Source organism: Psychrobacter immobilis, assembly GCF_904846235.1.
GTDB classification, from domain to species: Bacteria; Pseudomonadota; Gammaproteobacteria; order Pseudomonadales; family Moraxellaceae; genus Psychrobacter; species Psychrobacter immobilis_C.
On the sequence record NZ_CAJGZN010000008.1, the window covers coordinates 97,854 to 112,201 of the forward strand.

9 protein-coding genes and 1 pseudogene are annotated in these 14,348 nt (G+C 45.1%); 5 read left to right on the top strand and 5 right to left on the bottom strand.

The window, feature by feature from the left end:
• Window positions 1–11 precede the first annotated feature (11 nt).
• On the bottom strand, window positions 12–584 hold the full coding sequence (locus JMX07_RS07265; RefSeq protein WP_201607143.1) for a TetR/AcrR family transcriptional regulator: 573 nt from the start codon (window positions 582–584) through the stop codon (window positions 12–14).
• A 118-nt stretch (window positions 585–702) separates the two neighbouring features.
• Here JMX07_RS07265 and JMX07_RS07270 point away from each other — a divergent pair, with 118 nt between their 5' ends.
• Both JMX07_RS07270 and JMX07_RS07275 read left to right on the top strand, forming a co-directional pair.
• A complete protein-coding gene (locus JMX07_RS07270) occupies window positions 703–2,142 on the top strand; it encodes an NAD(P)-binding protein (RefSeq protein ID WP_201607144.1) in 1,440 nt (479 codons plus the stop codon).
• Window positions 2,143–2,175: 33 nt separating this feature from the next.
• A complete protein-coding gene (locus tag JMX07_RS07275) occupies window positions 2,176–3,276 on the top strand; it encodes a DUF2855 family protein (RefSeq protein WP_201607145.1) in 1,101 nt (366 codons plus the stop codon).
• 173 nt (window positions 3,277–3,449) lie between these two features.
• On the opposite strand, the gene JMX07_RS07280 is transcribed toward JMX07_RS07275, so the two are convergent.
• The gene (locus JMX07_RS07280; RefSeq protein ID WP_201607146.1) at window positions 3,450–3,719 is read right to left on the bottom strand and encodes a hypothetical protein; all 270 of its coding nucleotides are present in this window, start codon (window positions 3,717–3,719) and stop codon (window positions 3,450–3,452) included.
• 221 nt (window positions 3,720–3,940) lie between these two features.
• On the opposite strand from JMX07_RS07280, the pseudogene JMX07_RS13725 reads away from it, so the two are divergent.
• The 3 genes and pseudogenes from JMX07_RS13725 to JMX07_RS07295 form a co-directional block, all read left to right on the top strand.
• Window positions 3,941–5,518 (top strand): annotated as a pseudogene (locus JMX07_RS13725) (circularly permuted type 2 ATP-grasp protein); the annotation flags it as partial.
• 854 nt (window positions 5,519–6,372) lie between these two features.
• Window positions 6,373–7,158 (top strand): transglutaminase family protein, encoded by a 786-nt coding sequence (locus JMX07_RS07290; RefSeq protein WP_201607149.1) that lies wholly within the window; start codon window positions 6,373–6,375, stop codon window positions 7,156–7,158.
• Window positions 7,159–7,200: 42 nt separating this feature from the next.
• Window positions 7,201–7,941 (top strand): peptidase, encoded by a 741-nt coding sequence (locus tag JMX07_RS07295; protein ID WP_160021730.1) that lies wholly within the window; start codon window positions 7,201–7,203, stop codon window positions 7,939–7,941.
• A 50-nt stretch (window positions 7,942–7,991) separates the two neighbouring features.
• Here the strand turns inward: JMX07_RS07295 and uvrA are convergent, their stop codons facing one another.
• The 3 genes from uvrA to JMX07_RS07310 all read right to left on the bottom strand — a co-directional run bounded on the left by uvrA (window position 7,992) and on the right by JMX07_RS07310 (window position 13,947).
• Complete coding sequence (uvrA, locus tag JMX07_RS07300) at window positions 7,992–10,559, bottom strand: excinuclease ABC subunit UvrA (RefSeq protein WP_201607152.1); 2,568 nt, start codon at window positions 10,557–10,559, stop codon at window positions 7,992–7,994.
• A 195-nt stretch (window positions 10,560–10,754) separates the two neighbouring features.
• On the bottom strand, window positions 10,755–11,999 hold the full coding sequence (locus JMX07_RS07305) for a DUF819 domain-containing protein (protein WP_201607155.1): 1,245 nt from the start codon (window positions 11,997–11,999) through the stop codon (window positions 10,755–10,757).
• 277 nt (window positions 12,000–12,276) lie between these two features.
• The gene (locus JMX07_RS07310) at window positions 12,277–13,947 is read right to left on the bottom strand and encodes a DEAD/DEAH box helicase (RefSeq protein WP_201607158.1); all 1,671 of its coding nucleotides are present in this window, start codon (window positions 13,945–13,947) and stop codon (window positions 12,277–12,279) included.
• Window positions 13,948–14,348 lie beyond the last annotated feature (401 nt).

Below are 14,348 nucleotides of genomic sequence, written 5' to 3' on the forward strand. Positions count from 1 at the left end.
CAATATCGTTACTAAGAAGACTTTATGGCATCTAACTGCACTTCTACCACTCGTAGCGCCATTGATTTCCAGTCCAAATTTATATCATCAGTAAACACCATGTGGTGACTGATACTCACGTACCCATGTACGATTGCCCAAATATCTAGCGCTATTTGTCTGCGCTCCTCAATAGTCGCACCATCTGGTAGATACGAGCCAGCCACCCGTACCAGTTTTGAAAATGCACTGTCTCTGGCTGCAACTGCTTCTTCAGAGGGCTGATATCCTGCATCAGATTCCCCAAAAATCAGCCGATAGTGTGCCTCGTGTTGCTCGCCTACATTGAGATACCCTAGGCACGCCTCTAGCACTTGCTCTTTGTTTGCCTTACCTTCTGGAATGACATCCATGGCTTCACGGACGAGATTAAATCCTTCTATGTACAGCGCATCTAGTATGCCTTGCTTACCTTGGAAGTGACTGTATATACCGATGGTGGACAGTCCTGCCCGCTTGGATATGGCGCGTACACTCAAGGCGTCCCCACCCCCTTCTAAGAAAAGCTCAGATGCAGCGTTTAGTATTTTGGTTCTGGCATCCATTAGATTCTCACTATGTCTTGACAATTATAACAGTGTTATTCTAGTATATAACACTGTTATGCACAAACAATTATGAATTGATTGTGTTGATAGAAACTCAACTTAGAGTAAGGACACTATGAGTATTCAACAGCTAGAAACGGATTATCTAATCATTGGTAGTGGCGCGGTGGGCATGGCTTTTGCCGATGTGCTGCTCACAGAAACAGATGCTAATATTATTATCGTCGATAAACATCATAAGCCAGGTGGTCATTGGAACGATGCCTATTCGTTTGTCACCTTACATCAGCCGTCATCTTTTTATGGCGTTAGCTCACGTGAGCTTTGCGGCGGTATGATTGATAAAATTGGCTTAAACAAAGGCTTATCTGAGCTGGCGTCAGGCGCAGAAGTCATGGCGTACTTTGATAAAGTCATGAAGCACACGTTTTTACCAAGTGGCCGCGTGAAGTACTTCCCGATGTGTGAGTACCAAGGCGACGGCAAGTTTTCATCATTACTGTCTGATACCAACTATGAGGTTAAGGTCAACAAGAAAATCATTGATGGCACTTATTTTAAAACCTCAGTACCAGCTACCCATACCCCAAACTTTGAGATTGCTGAAGGTGTTAAGTTTGGCCCGTTAAATGACTTGCCGAGTCTAACCAAACCCCGTGATGGTTACGTGATTATCGGCGGTGGAAAAACAGGTATTGATGCGGTTTTATGGCTACTAGAGAATCAAATTGACCCAGACAATATCACGTGGATTATGCCAAGAGATGCTTGGCTGATCGATCGTAAAAATACCCAACCCTCTCGTGATTTTTTCACCCATACTATTGGAGCACAGGCTACTCAGGCAGAAGCGATTGCTGAGGCAGAAAACATCGAAAACCTGTTTGATCGTTTAGAAAAAGGCGGCGTATTAATGCGCATTGATCCAAATGTGCGCCCGAAAATGTTCCATGGCGCTACCATTAGCAGTGAAGAGCTCAAGCAGTTACGCCGTGTTAAAAACATTGTACGTAAAGGTCGCGTGACCCGCTTAGATACTGACAAGATTTATTTTGGTGAGGACAGCATTTCTACCACCCCCAACACCATGCATATCGACTGCTCTGCACGGGCAGTACCAGTGACAGAGACGTACGATGTATTCAAAGGTGATACCGTGGTGGTGCAAACCGTACGTACCTATCAACCTGTATTTAGTGCCGCATTTATCGCCCACATCGAGGCTAATTATGATGATGAAACTATCAAAAATGAGTTGTGCCAAGTGGTGCCAATTCCAAATCATGATACGGACTTTTTGGTTGGCCTTGTTAAACAAATGCAGAATCAGATGCGTTGGTCAAAGGAGCCTGTGCTACGTGAATGGATGATCAACAATCGCTTAGATGGCTTCACCAAATTGGTACGAGCCAGCGAAGACATGCCACCTGAAGAGCTTGCTATTCTTAAGCTTCTAAAAGAAGCAGGACCAAAAGCCGCTGCAAACATGCCTAAGCTCATGAGTGAAATCATGCAAATTACGGCAGCGCGTCAAGCCAAAACTGCTAATGCTTAATCTGATAACTATAAAATAAAAAAGGAAATAACCATGCAAGAATTTCAGACCAATAAAGCAAACTTAACCCAAGCTCGCCTGCAAGAGACGCCTGCACATACCCTAGGCAATGGCGAAGTACGTGTCAAAGTCGACCGCTTTGCCTTTACCGCCAACAACATTACTTATGCAGTCATGGGTGACCAATTACGCTATTGGCAGTTTTTTCCGCCAAATGGTGACGAGCCTGAAAAATGGGGTATTATTCCAGTATGGGGTTTTGGCGATGTTGTTGAGTCCAATAGTGATGCACTACCTATCGGTGAGCGCTTATTCGGTTACTTCCCGCCCGCCAATGAGTTAATCATAACACCCAAGCGAGTCACCCAAACCAGTTTACTTGATGATAGTGTCCATCGTGCCGAGCTACCACCTGGCTACAATATATATCAGCGCGTCAATCATGAACCTGGTTATGATCGTGCCAATGACGATCAGCGCATGCTGTTGTTTGTCTTGCATCTTACCTCATTCTGCTTGCATGATTTATTGAAGCGCAATGACTGGTTTGGTGCAGAGCAAGTATTGATTATCAGTGCCTCTAGCAAGACCAGTACTGGCTTAGCATATGGTCTAGCTGATGATAAAAATACACCGCACGTTATCGGTCTCACCTCAAACCGTAATATAGATTTTGTTCAGTCAATTGACGCTTATAACAGTGTGCTTAGCTATGATACCCTTGAGCAAATTGATGCAACTAAGCCGACGGTTATTGTAGATATGTCAGCCAATACTGACGTGCTTAGTCGTCTACATAGACACTTAGGCGATAACATGCGTTACACCAGCAATGTCGGTATCACACACTGGGACGAACCACGTCATGCTGAAGGTATCATTCAAGCGCGTAGCCAGCAGTTTTTTGCGCCCAGTCATGTACAGCAACGTATGAAAGAATGGGGCCCTGAAGAGTTCAATAAACGCTCTATGCACTACATCATGAATAGCACCACAAAAACTAGTGCGTGGTTAAAGATTCAAGAGCTTGATGGAGTCAATGGCTTACTAGAGGTTTATAAAGATATCTGCGAAGGTAAGATAGCCGCTGATGAAGGTTTGGTAGTCGTCATGGGTGATAATGAAAAAGACTAGGCTATAAAACTGGCTATAAAATTTATCGACTATTTGTCATTAGCAAAATAAAAATAAAAAAGCAGAGAGCCTAGTCAATAAGCTCTCTGCTTTTTTTGAGCGTTATATACTGACTACAGACATACACCTTACTCATAATTTTTAAACCTAAAAACTGTGGTTTACATTGCGGTTTAACGTACCCACCCTTCGTCTTTTAGATAATCATGCAGCCCTTCAGCGAACTGTCTATAGCCTGCAGCATTGGCATGAATTTTATCAGATTTCAATGCATCATCTGACAGTACAGTGGACCAGCCATCAGAATACAGAGGTATGCCTTCAGCTTCCGCAATATCTTCATACAGTGGATTATCACTTGCCTTACCAAACAAAGCACTGGTACTGATAGTAACTGACAACCCTATACCTGCCAGCATTAAAAACCTACTACGTAGCTTCACGTCTTCTCTCCTACTGTTTCTATTGAGTTAAACTTATTGGAATTAGGTTCAAGTTTTTAAAAATCTATTATTTAACTCTTGTTGTATATTGCTCAGTAACCGTTGTATAGTCCATACAGGAGATAGACTACCTGTTGGGCGCAGTACAAGTGCTACTCTACTTAGCATAGACAGTGTATTCATCATAAAGTATAACTTTACCAAGGATACGTGAGGTATTTATGAATAAAACAGCATCTCAAAGTCAGTCTAAGGATGGAAACCCAGACAAAGAAAAATCTGCAAATCAGAGTCAGTCCATTAAAGCAACCAGTACCGATACCACAAGTCCTGTGTCAACACCGATCGAAAATACCTTAACAAAAGACACTTTAGAAAAACCTGAGAAAAAACCACAAATTTTCGATGAATTGCAGATAAGTAAGGGTAAGTATCGCCCAGTGGCACAAGCTGTTGGCCATTGGCTTGATAACATCAACATGGATGCCCTCAATTATCTAAACGAACAAGCAGAAAATATCTTTTACCGTAAAGGGGTTACCTTTACCGTCTATAGCGATGCCAAAAACATCGAGCGTATGATTCCGTTTGATATCATTCCACGCATTATTGCCGCGAGCGAATGGAAACAAATAGAAGCAGGCTGTAAACAGCGTATCACCGCTCTCAATGCATTCTTACATGATATTTACCATGACCAAGCCATCATGAAGGCGGATATTGTCCCTGCCAGCTACGTCTATGCCAGTGGCTGTTATGAGCCATGGATGATGGGCATTGAGCTCGACAAACCTATCTATTCGCACATCAGCGGTATTGATTTGATTCGAGACGAGACAGGTAAATTTTGTGTGTTAGAGGATAACTTGCGTACCCCATCAGGCGTCTCATATATGCTTGAGAGTCGCAATATATCAGAGACACTATTAGCTGATATATTTTCTGACACCCCTATTATGGGTATTAGTGATTACCCTAGCCGTCTCAAAGCCTGTCTTGCCAGCTCAACATCCAAATATGATCCACAAGTCGTCATTTTAACGCCAGGTCGCTTTAATAGTGCCTATTATGAGCATGCTTTCTTGGCGCATGAGATGAATGTGCCACTCGTCCATGGGTATGATTTGGTCGTTGAGGACAGCAAAGTCTATATGCAAGGAATTCGCGGCAAGGTACAAGTCGATGTGATCTACCGCCGCATTGATGATCCCTATATTGACCCGTTAGCCTTTAAATCTGACTCCATATTAGGTGTATCAGGGCTCATGAGTGCTTATCGCGCTGGCAACGTGGTGATCGTTAACGCCCCAGGTACGGGCGTGGCCGATGATAAGAGTCTCTATCCTTTTGTACCAGATATGATCAAATTCTACTTAAATGAAGAGCCTATCTTACCTAATATCGAGACATACCAGTGCCGTAAGCCTGATGATCTCAAATATGTGCTCGATAATCTAGACAAGCTGGTGGTAAAAGAAACGCAAGGCTCAGGCGGCTACGGGATGCTTATTGGTCCAACGTCGACCAAAAAAGAAATCGAAGAATATCGCCTGCGCTTGCTTGAAAACCCAGCCGGTTTTATTGCTCAACCGACTATCTCACTATCTACCAATCCTACTGCCGTAAGCGATGGTATCGCACCGCGTCATATTGACTTGCGCCCCTTTATCCTCAGTCATGGTGATGGCACAGTAGATATTGTACCCGGTGGTCTGACACGAGTGGCCATGGTTGAAGGCTCTTTGGTCGTCAATTCATCACAAGGCGGTGGTATCAAGGACACTTGGATTATTGATGACAGTGATTTAGACAACCAGCAAACCGACAAGTGCTCGCCTTTATCCTCAATAGGTGTCAATGCTTCAGGGCACGCGAACTACTATGATCGCGTCCAACCCTTAGAAACAGGTTACGAGAGTTTAGATGATGCGCCCATGATACTGCTACTCTCTACCGCCAGCCACTTGATATGGCTAGGCCGATATAGTGAGCGTCTGTATTACTACGACGATGTTATGAAACAACTCGTCAAAGGCGATCTAAAAAAATCACAGATCAGACATTTAATTAGCCATTTAGGGTTTGCCGTTGATGGTGAAGTGTCACTTACCACCATGAAAGCACAAATGATGGCTGATTTGGAACAAAACATCATACCCAATATCGTGCAATCGATTGAGGATAATGTCCAAGAGGCCAAAGGTGTCATTGGTAAAGATACTGCTGAGTTATACAACTTGATCAAGCGTTTATCGAGTGCTGGCACGTATCGAGCGGCGACCTTGCAGCTACACGCGTGTAACGCTGCGATGAAACAAGAGAATCCGACAGTGACTTGCTTCTGGCAATTGGGGCGTCACTTTGAGCAGCTTGAGCGTGCCGTCTTGTTGGGAGAGGATTCAACAGAGATCAGTTTTGAATTCAGACATTGGATTAATGAGTTGCCGGAGAATACGCGCTGGCGTGAGCTTATCCGCTTGACCAACCAGATGATCAGGTCAAAGAAATTTAGTGATTTTGCGCTGATTAGCAAGGAGTTCAATCTCATATTGCGTCAAGGTGTATAGAAGGTGTCTAGCCAAAAACCAATAACAACGGCTCATGAGACATATGGAATAAACAGAAAGTAGAAAGATGCTATAAGGAAAATGCCATGAAACTTCAAATCAGTCACCAAACCAACTATTATTACGATGAGCTAGCGCAGCGCAGTGTACAGTATATACGCATGACCCCCATGCAAATGCCGCATCAGACCATTCATAAATGGGATGTCATGCTCCCTAAAGTGGCGACTAACCAAAAGGACGGCTTTGGTAATGCATGGCTCACGCTCAGTCGTAACGAGGCACATAACAACTTACAAATGCAGGCGTCGGGTATCGTTGAGATCAACACCGAAACCGAACGTTTAGAGGATATGGATCATGTCCCCTACCTGCTATTTACCGTACAAACCCCGTTGACCAAATGCTCACAAGAGATGCGAGAATTTGCAGCACCATATCTGAAAACCCCTACTCATGACAGCTTAAAGGCGATGGCGAATGCCCTTATTATGAAAATGCCTTTTGTTAAAGACGTCACACATGTGGGCACAACTGCTGCTAAGGCGTTTGCGACAAGTGCCGGTGTGTGCCAAGACCATACGCATGTATTTTTAGGTATCTTGCGCGATCAACAGATTCCAGCGCGTTATGTGTCCGGTTATCTGTATGACGATACCGAAAATCACATGGCCAGTCATGCATGGGCTGAGGTTTGGCTGGATGGTTACTGGTATACTTTTGATATCTCAAATCAGGCATTTACCCCAAACTCACATGTGTATGTGGCTATTGGACGAGATTATCTAGATACGGCGCCTGTTCGCGGCGTGCGTATGGGCGGCGGTTACGAAAATCTTTACAGTTTGGTATTAGTCAAAAAGCTATCATAGCGTTTGCTATTTTTTATTACGTTTATTCATCAAGGGTATTTTATGACTTATTGTGCTGCCATTCGTCTAAAAGACGGTATGGTCTTTGCCAGTGACACGCGCACGAATGCCGGTGTTGATCACATATCGACATTCAGAAAGTTGTATCAATACGGCGTTGAAGGCGAGCGCTTTATGGTGCTACAGACAGCTGGTAGCTTAGCGACATCGCAGGCAGTGTTCAATAAACTACAAAGCGACATTGACCAGCGTGCTGAGAGTAACCTCAATACAGTAGCGACGTTGTTTGATGCCGCGCAAATGGTTGGTGAATGTATGCGTGATGTTATGAACCATGCAAAAGCAGTCGCTAACTCTACTCGCGATGGTGCATTTACCAGCTCGTTTATGCTTGGTGGTCAAATAAAAGGACAGCCACCTGAGCTATACCTGATTTATCCTGAAGGCAATTGCATCAAAGCCACTGAAGATACGCCCTTCTTTCAGTTAGGTGAAAGCAAATATGGCAAACCTATTTTGGATCGTTCTGTCAGCTACAACACGGATGTAAGACACGCGGCACGTGCGCTGATGCTGTCATTTGATTCTACGATTCACTCAAATCTATCAGTCGGTATGCCGATAGATTTTGTACTTTATGACAATGACAGCCTAGCTCTGCCCAACGGCCGACGTATTGATGAGCGTGATGAGTACTTTAATACGATTCGTCATCAGTGGTCAGATGCGTTACGTCGCACGTTAGTTGAATTGCCTAAATGTCCTGATGGTTATTGGGGATAGTCCTTCCACCTTCGAACCCAATTTGAAGACTTGTCTTCACTTCAATAAAATCATACCAATAAAAACGGTGCGGTGCGACTGTCTTTTGATTGGGCCACGTCATGTGGTGTACCTTGAGCGACGATTACCCCGCCCGCACCCCCTGCCCCTGGTCCGATATCAATGATCCAGTCACTATTGCTCGCCACTTGCATGTCATGCTCAACCATAATAACGGTATTGCCCGCATCAACGAGACCGTTCAGCTGCGTCATAAGCATAGACACGTCAGCAGGGTGTAGGCCGGTGGTTGGCTCATCCAATATGTATAGTGTGTCGCCTCGCTGCGTGCGTTGCAGCTCGGTGGCAAGTTTAATACGTTGCGCTTCACCACCCGACAATTCGGTGGCAGGCTGACCCAGACGTAAGTAACCAAGTCCAACTTGTAGCAACGCTTCTAATGCACGCAAAATAGGTGCTTCATCAGCAAAAAACTCATGTGCCGCTTCAACTGTTAAATTCAAAACTTCAGCGATGTTTTTGTCTCGATAAGTGATTGCTAACGTTTCCTCATCATAGCGTTGACCATGACATACCTGACAAGGTGCATAGACGCTTGGTAAGAATAATAATTCAACACTGACAAACCCTAAACCTTCGCAATTTGGGCAGCGGCCTTTAGTCGTATTAAATGAGAACCTGCCAGCATCATAGCCTTGCGCTTTTGCTTGCTTGGTCGCTGCAAACAGCTTGCGTACATCGTCAAACAAGCCCGTATAGGTTGCCAAGTTAGATCGCGGTGTACGACCAATTGCTTTTTGATTGATATTAATAAGCCGACGGACGTGCTCCATGCCAGCGACGATCTCACCGCCAGTTACTGACTCAAGCTCCTGCTCAAGTAAGTCCGCCTCACCGACAGGCGCTTCTGTAACTGTCTTCTGCCCCAACGCTTCACTGACAAGCTCTACCAATGCTTGGCTGACGAGACTTGATTTGCCTGAGCCTGAGACCCCTGTGACGCTGGTCATCACCCCAAGCGGAAACTCAACATCTAATCCTGTAATATTATTTCGCTCAATGTTGGCAAGCTTAAGCCAGGCTGCCGGCTGCCTTGTGTTAGATTTTGACTGTGCGTTAGACGTAGCATTGGCAAATAGATATTGACCAGTATGCGACTGCGTAACTTTACGAAGTCCATCTACAGGGCCACTATAGACAATCTCGCCACCATGCGTGCCTGCCTTTGGCCCGACATCGACTACCCAGTCGGCATGTCTGATGACACTCACATCATGCTCAACGACAAACACCGAATTACCAGTGGTAATCAGCTCATCCAACGCACCTAGCAATGCTTGAGTATCAGCAGGATGAAGACCTGCCGATGGCTCATCAAGGACATATACCACGCCAAACAACTGCGAGCGAATCTGGGTTGCCAGCCGTAGTCGCTGTAGCTCACCAGGAGAGAGAGTCGGTGTGGTACGCTCAAGCGAGAGATAGCCTAACCCTAACCTTGTCAGCGCTTCAACACGAGAGAGAATATCACTGGCGATACGCTGGGCGACGATGGCTTTTTCGCGGTTTGGTGTGTTATCGCCTACCTTAGTACGAGCGGTTGCTTCTAATTTTTCCGCCATTTCAGTCAGTGTTAACTGTGATAGCTCACCGATATCGAGTCCTGCAAACTTAACCGATAGCGATTCTTTCTTTAGTTTCTTGCCATGACATTCAGGGCACTCAGATATCTGCATAAACTGCGAGACGCGTTTTTTGGTACGCGGGCTCTGAGTGGTAGCAAAAGAGTGCAAAATGAAGTTTTTGGCACTGGTAAAAGTACCCATATAGTTTGGCTTTTCGCCCTTCTCAATCGCATCGCGTGTTTGTTCGATGTTGTATTCAGGATAGACAGGTACCGTCGGTGTATCATCTGTAAACAAAATCCAATCACGTGTTTTTTTCGGCAGTGTGTGCCATGGTTTATCGATATCATAGCCTAATGTGGTCAATATACGACTGAGGTTTTGTCCTTGCCACGCTGGTGGCCAAGCCGCAATTGCCCGCTCGCGTATACTCTTAGTGTTATCTGGCACCAACAGCTCTTCAGTGACCTCAAATACGCGGCCGATACCTGAGCAAGTCGGACAAGCGCCATCTGGCGTATTGGGAGAGAATGCATCGGCATATAGTATTCCTTGACCCGCCGGATACTCTCCTGCGCGTGAGTAGAGCATACGCAGACCATTGGATATCGTCGTTACACTACCCACAGATGAGCGCACTGAAGGCGTACCCCGCTTCTGCTGCAAAGCAACGGCTGGTGGCAACCCCTCTATAGAATCAACATCTGGCTCATCGACCTGATCAATGAGCCGTCTTGCATAAGGGGATACCGAATCAAGATAGCGGCGTTGTGACTCGGCAAACAACGTACCAAATGCTAATGACGACTTTCCTGAGCCTGAGATACCGGTAAAGACCACCAAAGCATTGCGAGGTAAATCAACATCAACGTTCTTCAAATTGTGTACACGCGCGCCTCTGACCTGAATATTGTCTTGATCAGGGTTATAAAGGGCATTTTTTACTGTGTTTGTTTTACTTGTTTTTTCTTCTAATTTTTTTGGGTTCGCCATAGCGTTATTGTTCCTATGAATCGTTGTTTATTCCTAATTAGCAGAAAGGTTAACACGTACTTATGCAAGGCTGTGGCTAGGCTTACGTATCAATAGCATAGATAGACAAAACGATAACTCAAGTCATCCAATCATTAATAATAAAAAACCCGCATCAAGGCGGGTTTTGTTTAGCAAGAACTGAAAATTTAGACATTAAGACACAACCAAGCGCATCAATTGGGTGCTGATATAACCACCAAATGTCCCTACTGCGTAACCTAAAATACCCAAGAACACGCCAACAGGCGCTAGCGATGGATGAAAAGCTGTGGCGACAATCGGTGCAGAAGAAGCACCGCCCGTATTGGCATTAGAGCCAACTGCCAAAAAGAAGAACGGTGCTCGAATGATTCTAGCAACGGCAAATATGATAACGACATGGATGCTCATCCATAGTAAACCGATAAGCAATAGTCGCCACTGTGAGACGATTCCAGCCAGATTGATTTGCATACCAATCGCGGCGATTAATACAAAGATAAATACCGTGCCGATTTTTGATGCGCCAACATGATCTAACCTACGTATCTTAGTAAACGAAAATATAACACCTATTACCGTAATAATTACCACCATCCAAAAGAACGAGCTGGCAAAGCTATATTGAACGGCCCAACTATAAGGGGCAAAGAAATCTGCAATCTGGCCACCGACAAAGTGCGCCACTCCGACCATCGCAAAGCATAAGCCAAACATCACCATCAAATCATTGATAGTGGCTGGGCGGGCATGATCACGCTCATAGCTCTCGACTGCTTTGACGACTTTATCAATACTACTCGTATCAGCTCGCAAAAAGCGGTCTATCTTATCGCTATGTTTTGCCATTACTAAGATAGCTAACAGCCACAGCGAGGCATTGGTGGTATCGACCAAAATCATCATACCAAACAAATCATCACTGACCCCAAACAGCTCCTTCATCGCTGCTTGGTTGGCCGCGCCGCCAATCCAACTACCTGCTACAGCAGAAAACCCACGCCATAAAGTATCATCGGTAAACATGGCAGGCGATACCCACTTAGCGACTCCCAAACTGATTGGACCACTGATGACAATGGCAATACTGGCAGCAAAAAACATCGCGATTGCTTTCCAGCCTAAGCCCAGTATTTTAGGCACATCCATGGACAAGGTCATCAACAGCAAACTTGCTGGCAGTAAGTAAGTGGCAGTAAAACCATAAATCTGCGAACCAATACCATCGGCAAACACGCCTAAGCTATTTAGAGTGGCTGGTATAAAGCAGCAAAGCACAATACCAGGCAATATGGCATAAAATCGACGCCAAAATTTACCCGGTAAGCCTTGGGTATAAAAAACCAGACCAATAATGGCCATGATGATGCCAAAGGCTAATGGCAAATTATCAATTGCTAAGTTTGAGGTGGCAGGCATCAAGGCGCTCCAAGAGTTACAACGGGCAAAAGTAAATCAGTATAGACAAGGCAAAAAACTCCTGCAAGCAGCCATCGACTATTAGCTAGGATTTGCCGAGTAGTATTTGACGGAATAAATAGCAAGGTAACGGTTAGGCAAGTAAGGGCATAAAGTAATCATGGCGCAATATAAAACAGGTAAACACAAAAAAGCCAGATAACAAGTATCTGGCTTTTTCAATGCTATCTTTAGACGATTAATGAATCAATGATTTTAATCGTCAAATATAGCTGTATTACGAGTTGTTACCACGGTTGCCGCCGTTTGGACGACCTTGGCCACGGCTGTCAGAACGACCAGCTGGACGACCTTGGCTGCCGCTTGGACGACCGCGACCAGTTGCAGCACGCTCACCACGTGGAACGCCATTGCTATCACCGCGGCTTGGGCCACCAGTGCGCTTGCCTTGATACGGCTTGCCACCTGAACGCTCATTTGGTTTGCCTGACGTGTCACGTGGCTTACCTTGATAACCGCTGTCATTGCTAGCGCGTTGACCAGTTGGAGCGCTGTCGCTTGAACGACCACGACCTTGACCACCACCGCTAGATTTACCAGCATAGCCACCGCCTGAACGACCACGGCCTTGACCGCCACCGCCGTTAGAACGACCACGACCACGACCACGACCATTACCTTTGTTTTCGCTAGGTACGTAAGTTTTCTTAGGCTCCATACCTTCGATGATACATACTTCCATTTTGCGATCTAGATAACGGTTGATAGCGTTAAGCTGTGGACGATCATCCATGCTACATAGGCTGATAGCAACACCAGTACGACCAGCACGACCACAACGACCGATACGATGGACGTAATCTTCAGTCTGACGCGGCAAGTCATAGTTGATAACGTGCGAGATAGCTGGGATATCTAGACCACGAGCAGCAACGTCAGTCGCTACTAGGATTTTTACTTTACCATTACGCAAGTCTTGAACGATACGGTTACGCTTGCTCTGTGGCAAGTCACCATGTAGGAAGCTTGCTTTATGGCCTGCTTCTTGTAACTGTTTAGCCAGTTTTTCAGTGCTACGTTTGGTAGCAGCAAAGATAATGATTTGTTCCATATCTTGTTGGCAAACGATTTTGTCAAGTAAACGGTTTTTGTGATCAAAATCATCACAGTAGTACACTTTTTCTTCGATGTGTGCAGATTCTACTTTGATTGATACGCGCTCAGGGTTCTTAGTGAAACTGGCAGCGATTTTACCTACTGGGCCATCCCAAGTTGCTGAACACATGATCGTTTGACGATCGATTGGCGCTGCACGAAGGATGTCACTGATGTCATCAGCAAAACCCATGTCTAGCATACGGTCAGCTTCGTCAAGTACCAATACTTCTAGGTTTGACAAATCAACGCGACCTGCATTGATATGGTCAAGTAGACGACCAGGAGTTGCAACGATTACTTGAACGCCCTTTTTCAAAGCAGTGATCTGACCGTTGTATGGTGCGCCGCCAACTAGTGGTACACAAAATAGACCGCGCATATCTTTAGAATAAGTGCGAACGCTGTCATGTACTTGCTGAGCAAGTTCACGCGTTGGCGTTAGGATAAGTGCTTTGGTTAGTTTGTCAAAGCTAGTAGCACGGCTCAAACGGTCAAGTACAGGGATAACGAAAGCCGCTGTTTTACCACTACCCGTTTGCGCTGACAATAAAAGGTCACGACCGGCTAGAGCAAAAGGAATGGCTTGTTCTTGAATAGGGGTTGGATTGGTATAGCCACTGCGATCAAGGGCAGTAAGAATTGGCTTAGCAATGCCAAGATCAGTAAAAGTGATTTTGTTTTCTTCAGTGGCGTCAGTAGCAGCCGCTTGAGTATTGTTATCAGTATTTGGAGTGTCAGTGCTTTCGATGATGCCGTTTTCAGCGGCGATTGCAGATAAGATGTCAGTCATAAGAATCCTTGGTAAGTATAAGTTGCTGTAAATTCAGCAAACTTGATGCATACCACTGATAACCGTTCACCACGCTGCTCTTATTAGCATTACCGAGCAATATAAAATTGTCGATAATTAGAAACCAAGCCAATAGAGCTTAGCGTCTTTATAATAAATGCGTTCGTGCTGTCTGACGTATTTTGGTGGTAGTGCCGAGTGTCTTATCCTTGCTTGATATACGCTCATTATCAATGCTTTGTCCAAAGCAGATAAAGGCAAACAGCAACCAATCTAGACCCTAGTTATAGGCCAGTAGATAAGATATGAGTCAAAAATAACGGATATTTTTAAAGGTTATTTAAGTACACAAAATCATCGGCAACAATTACTTATGGTCATCCTAGACCCAAAATCGCAGG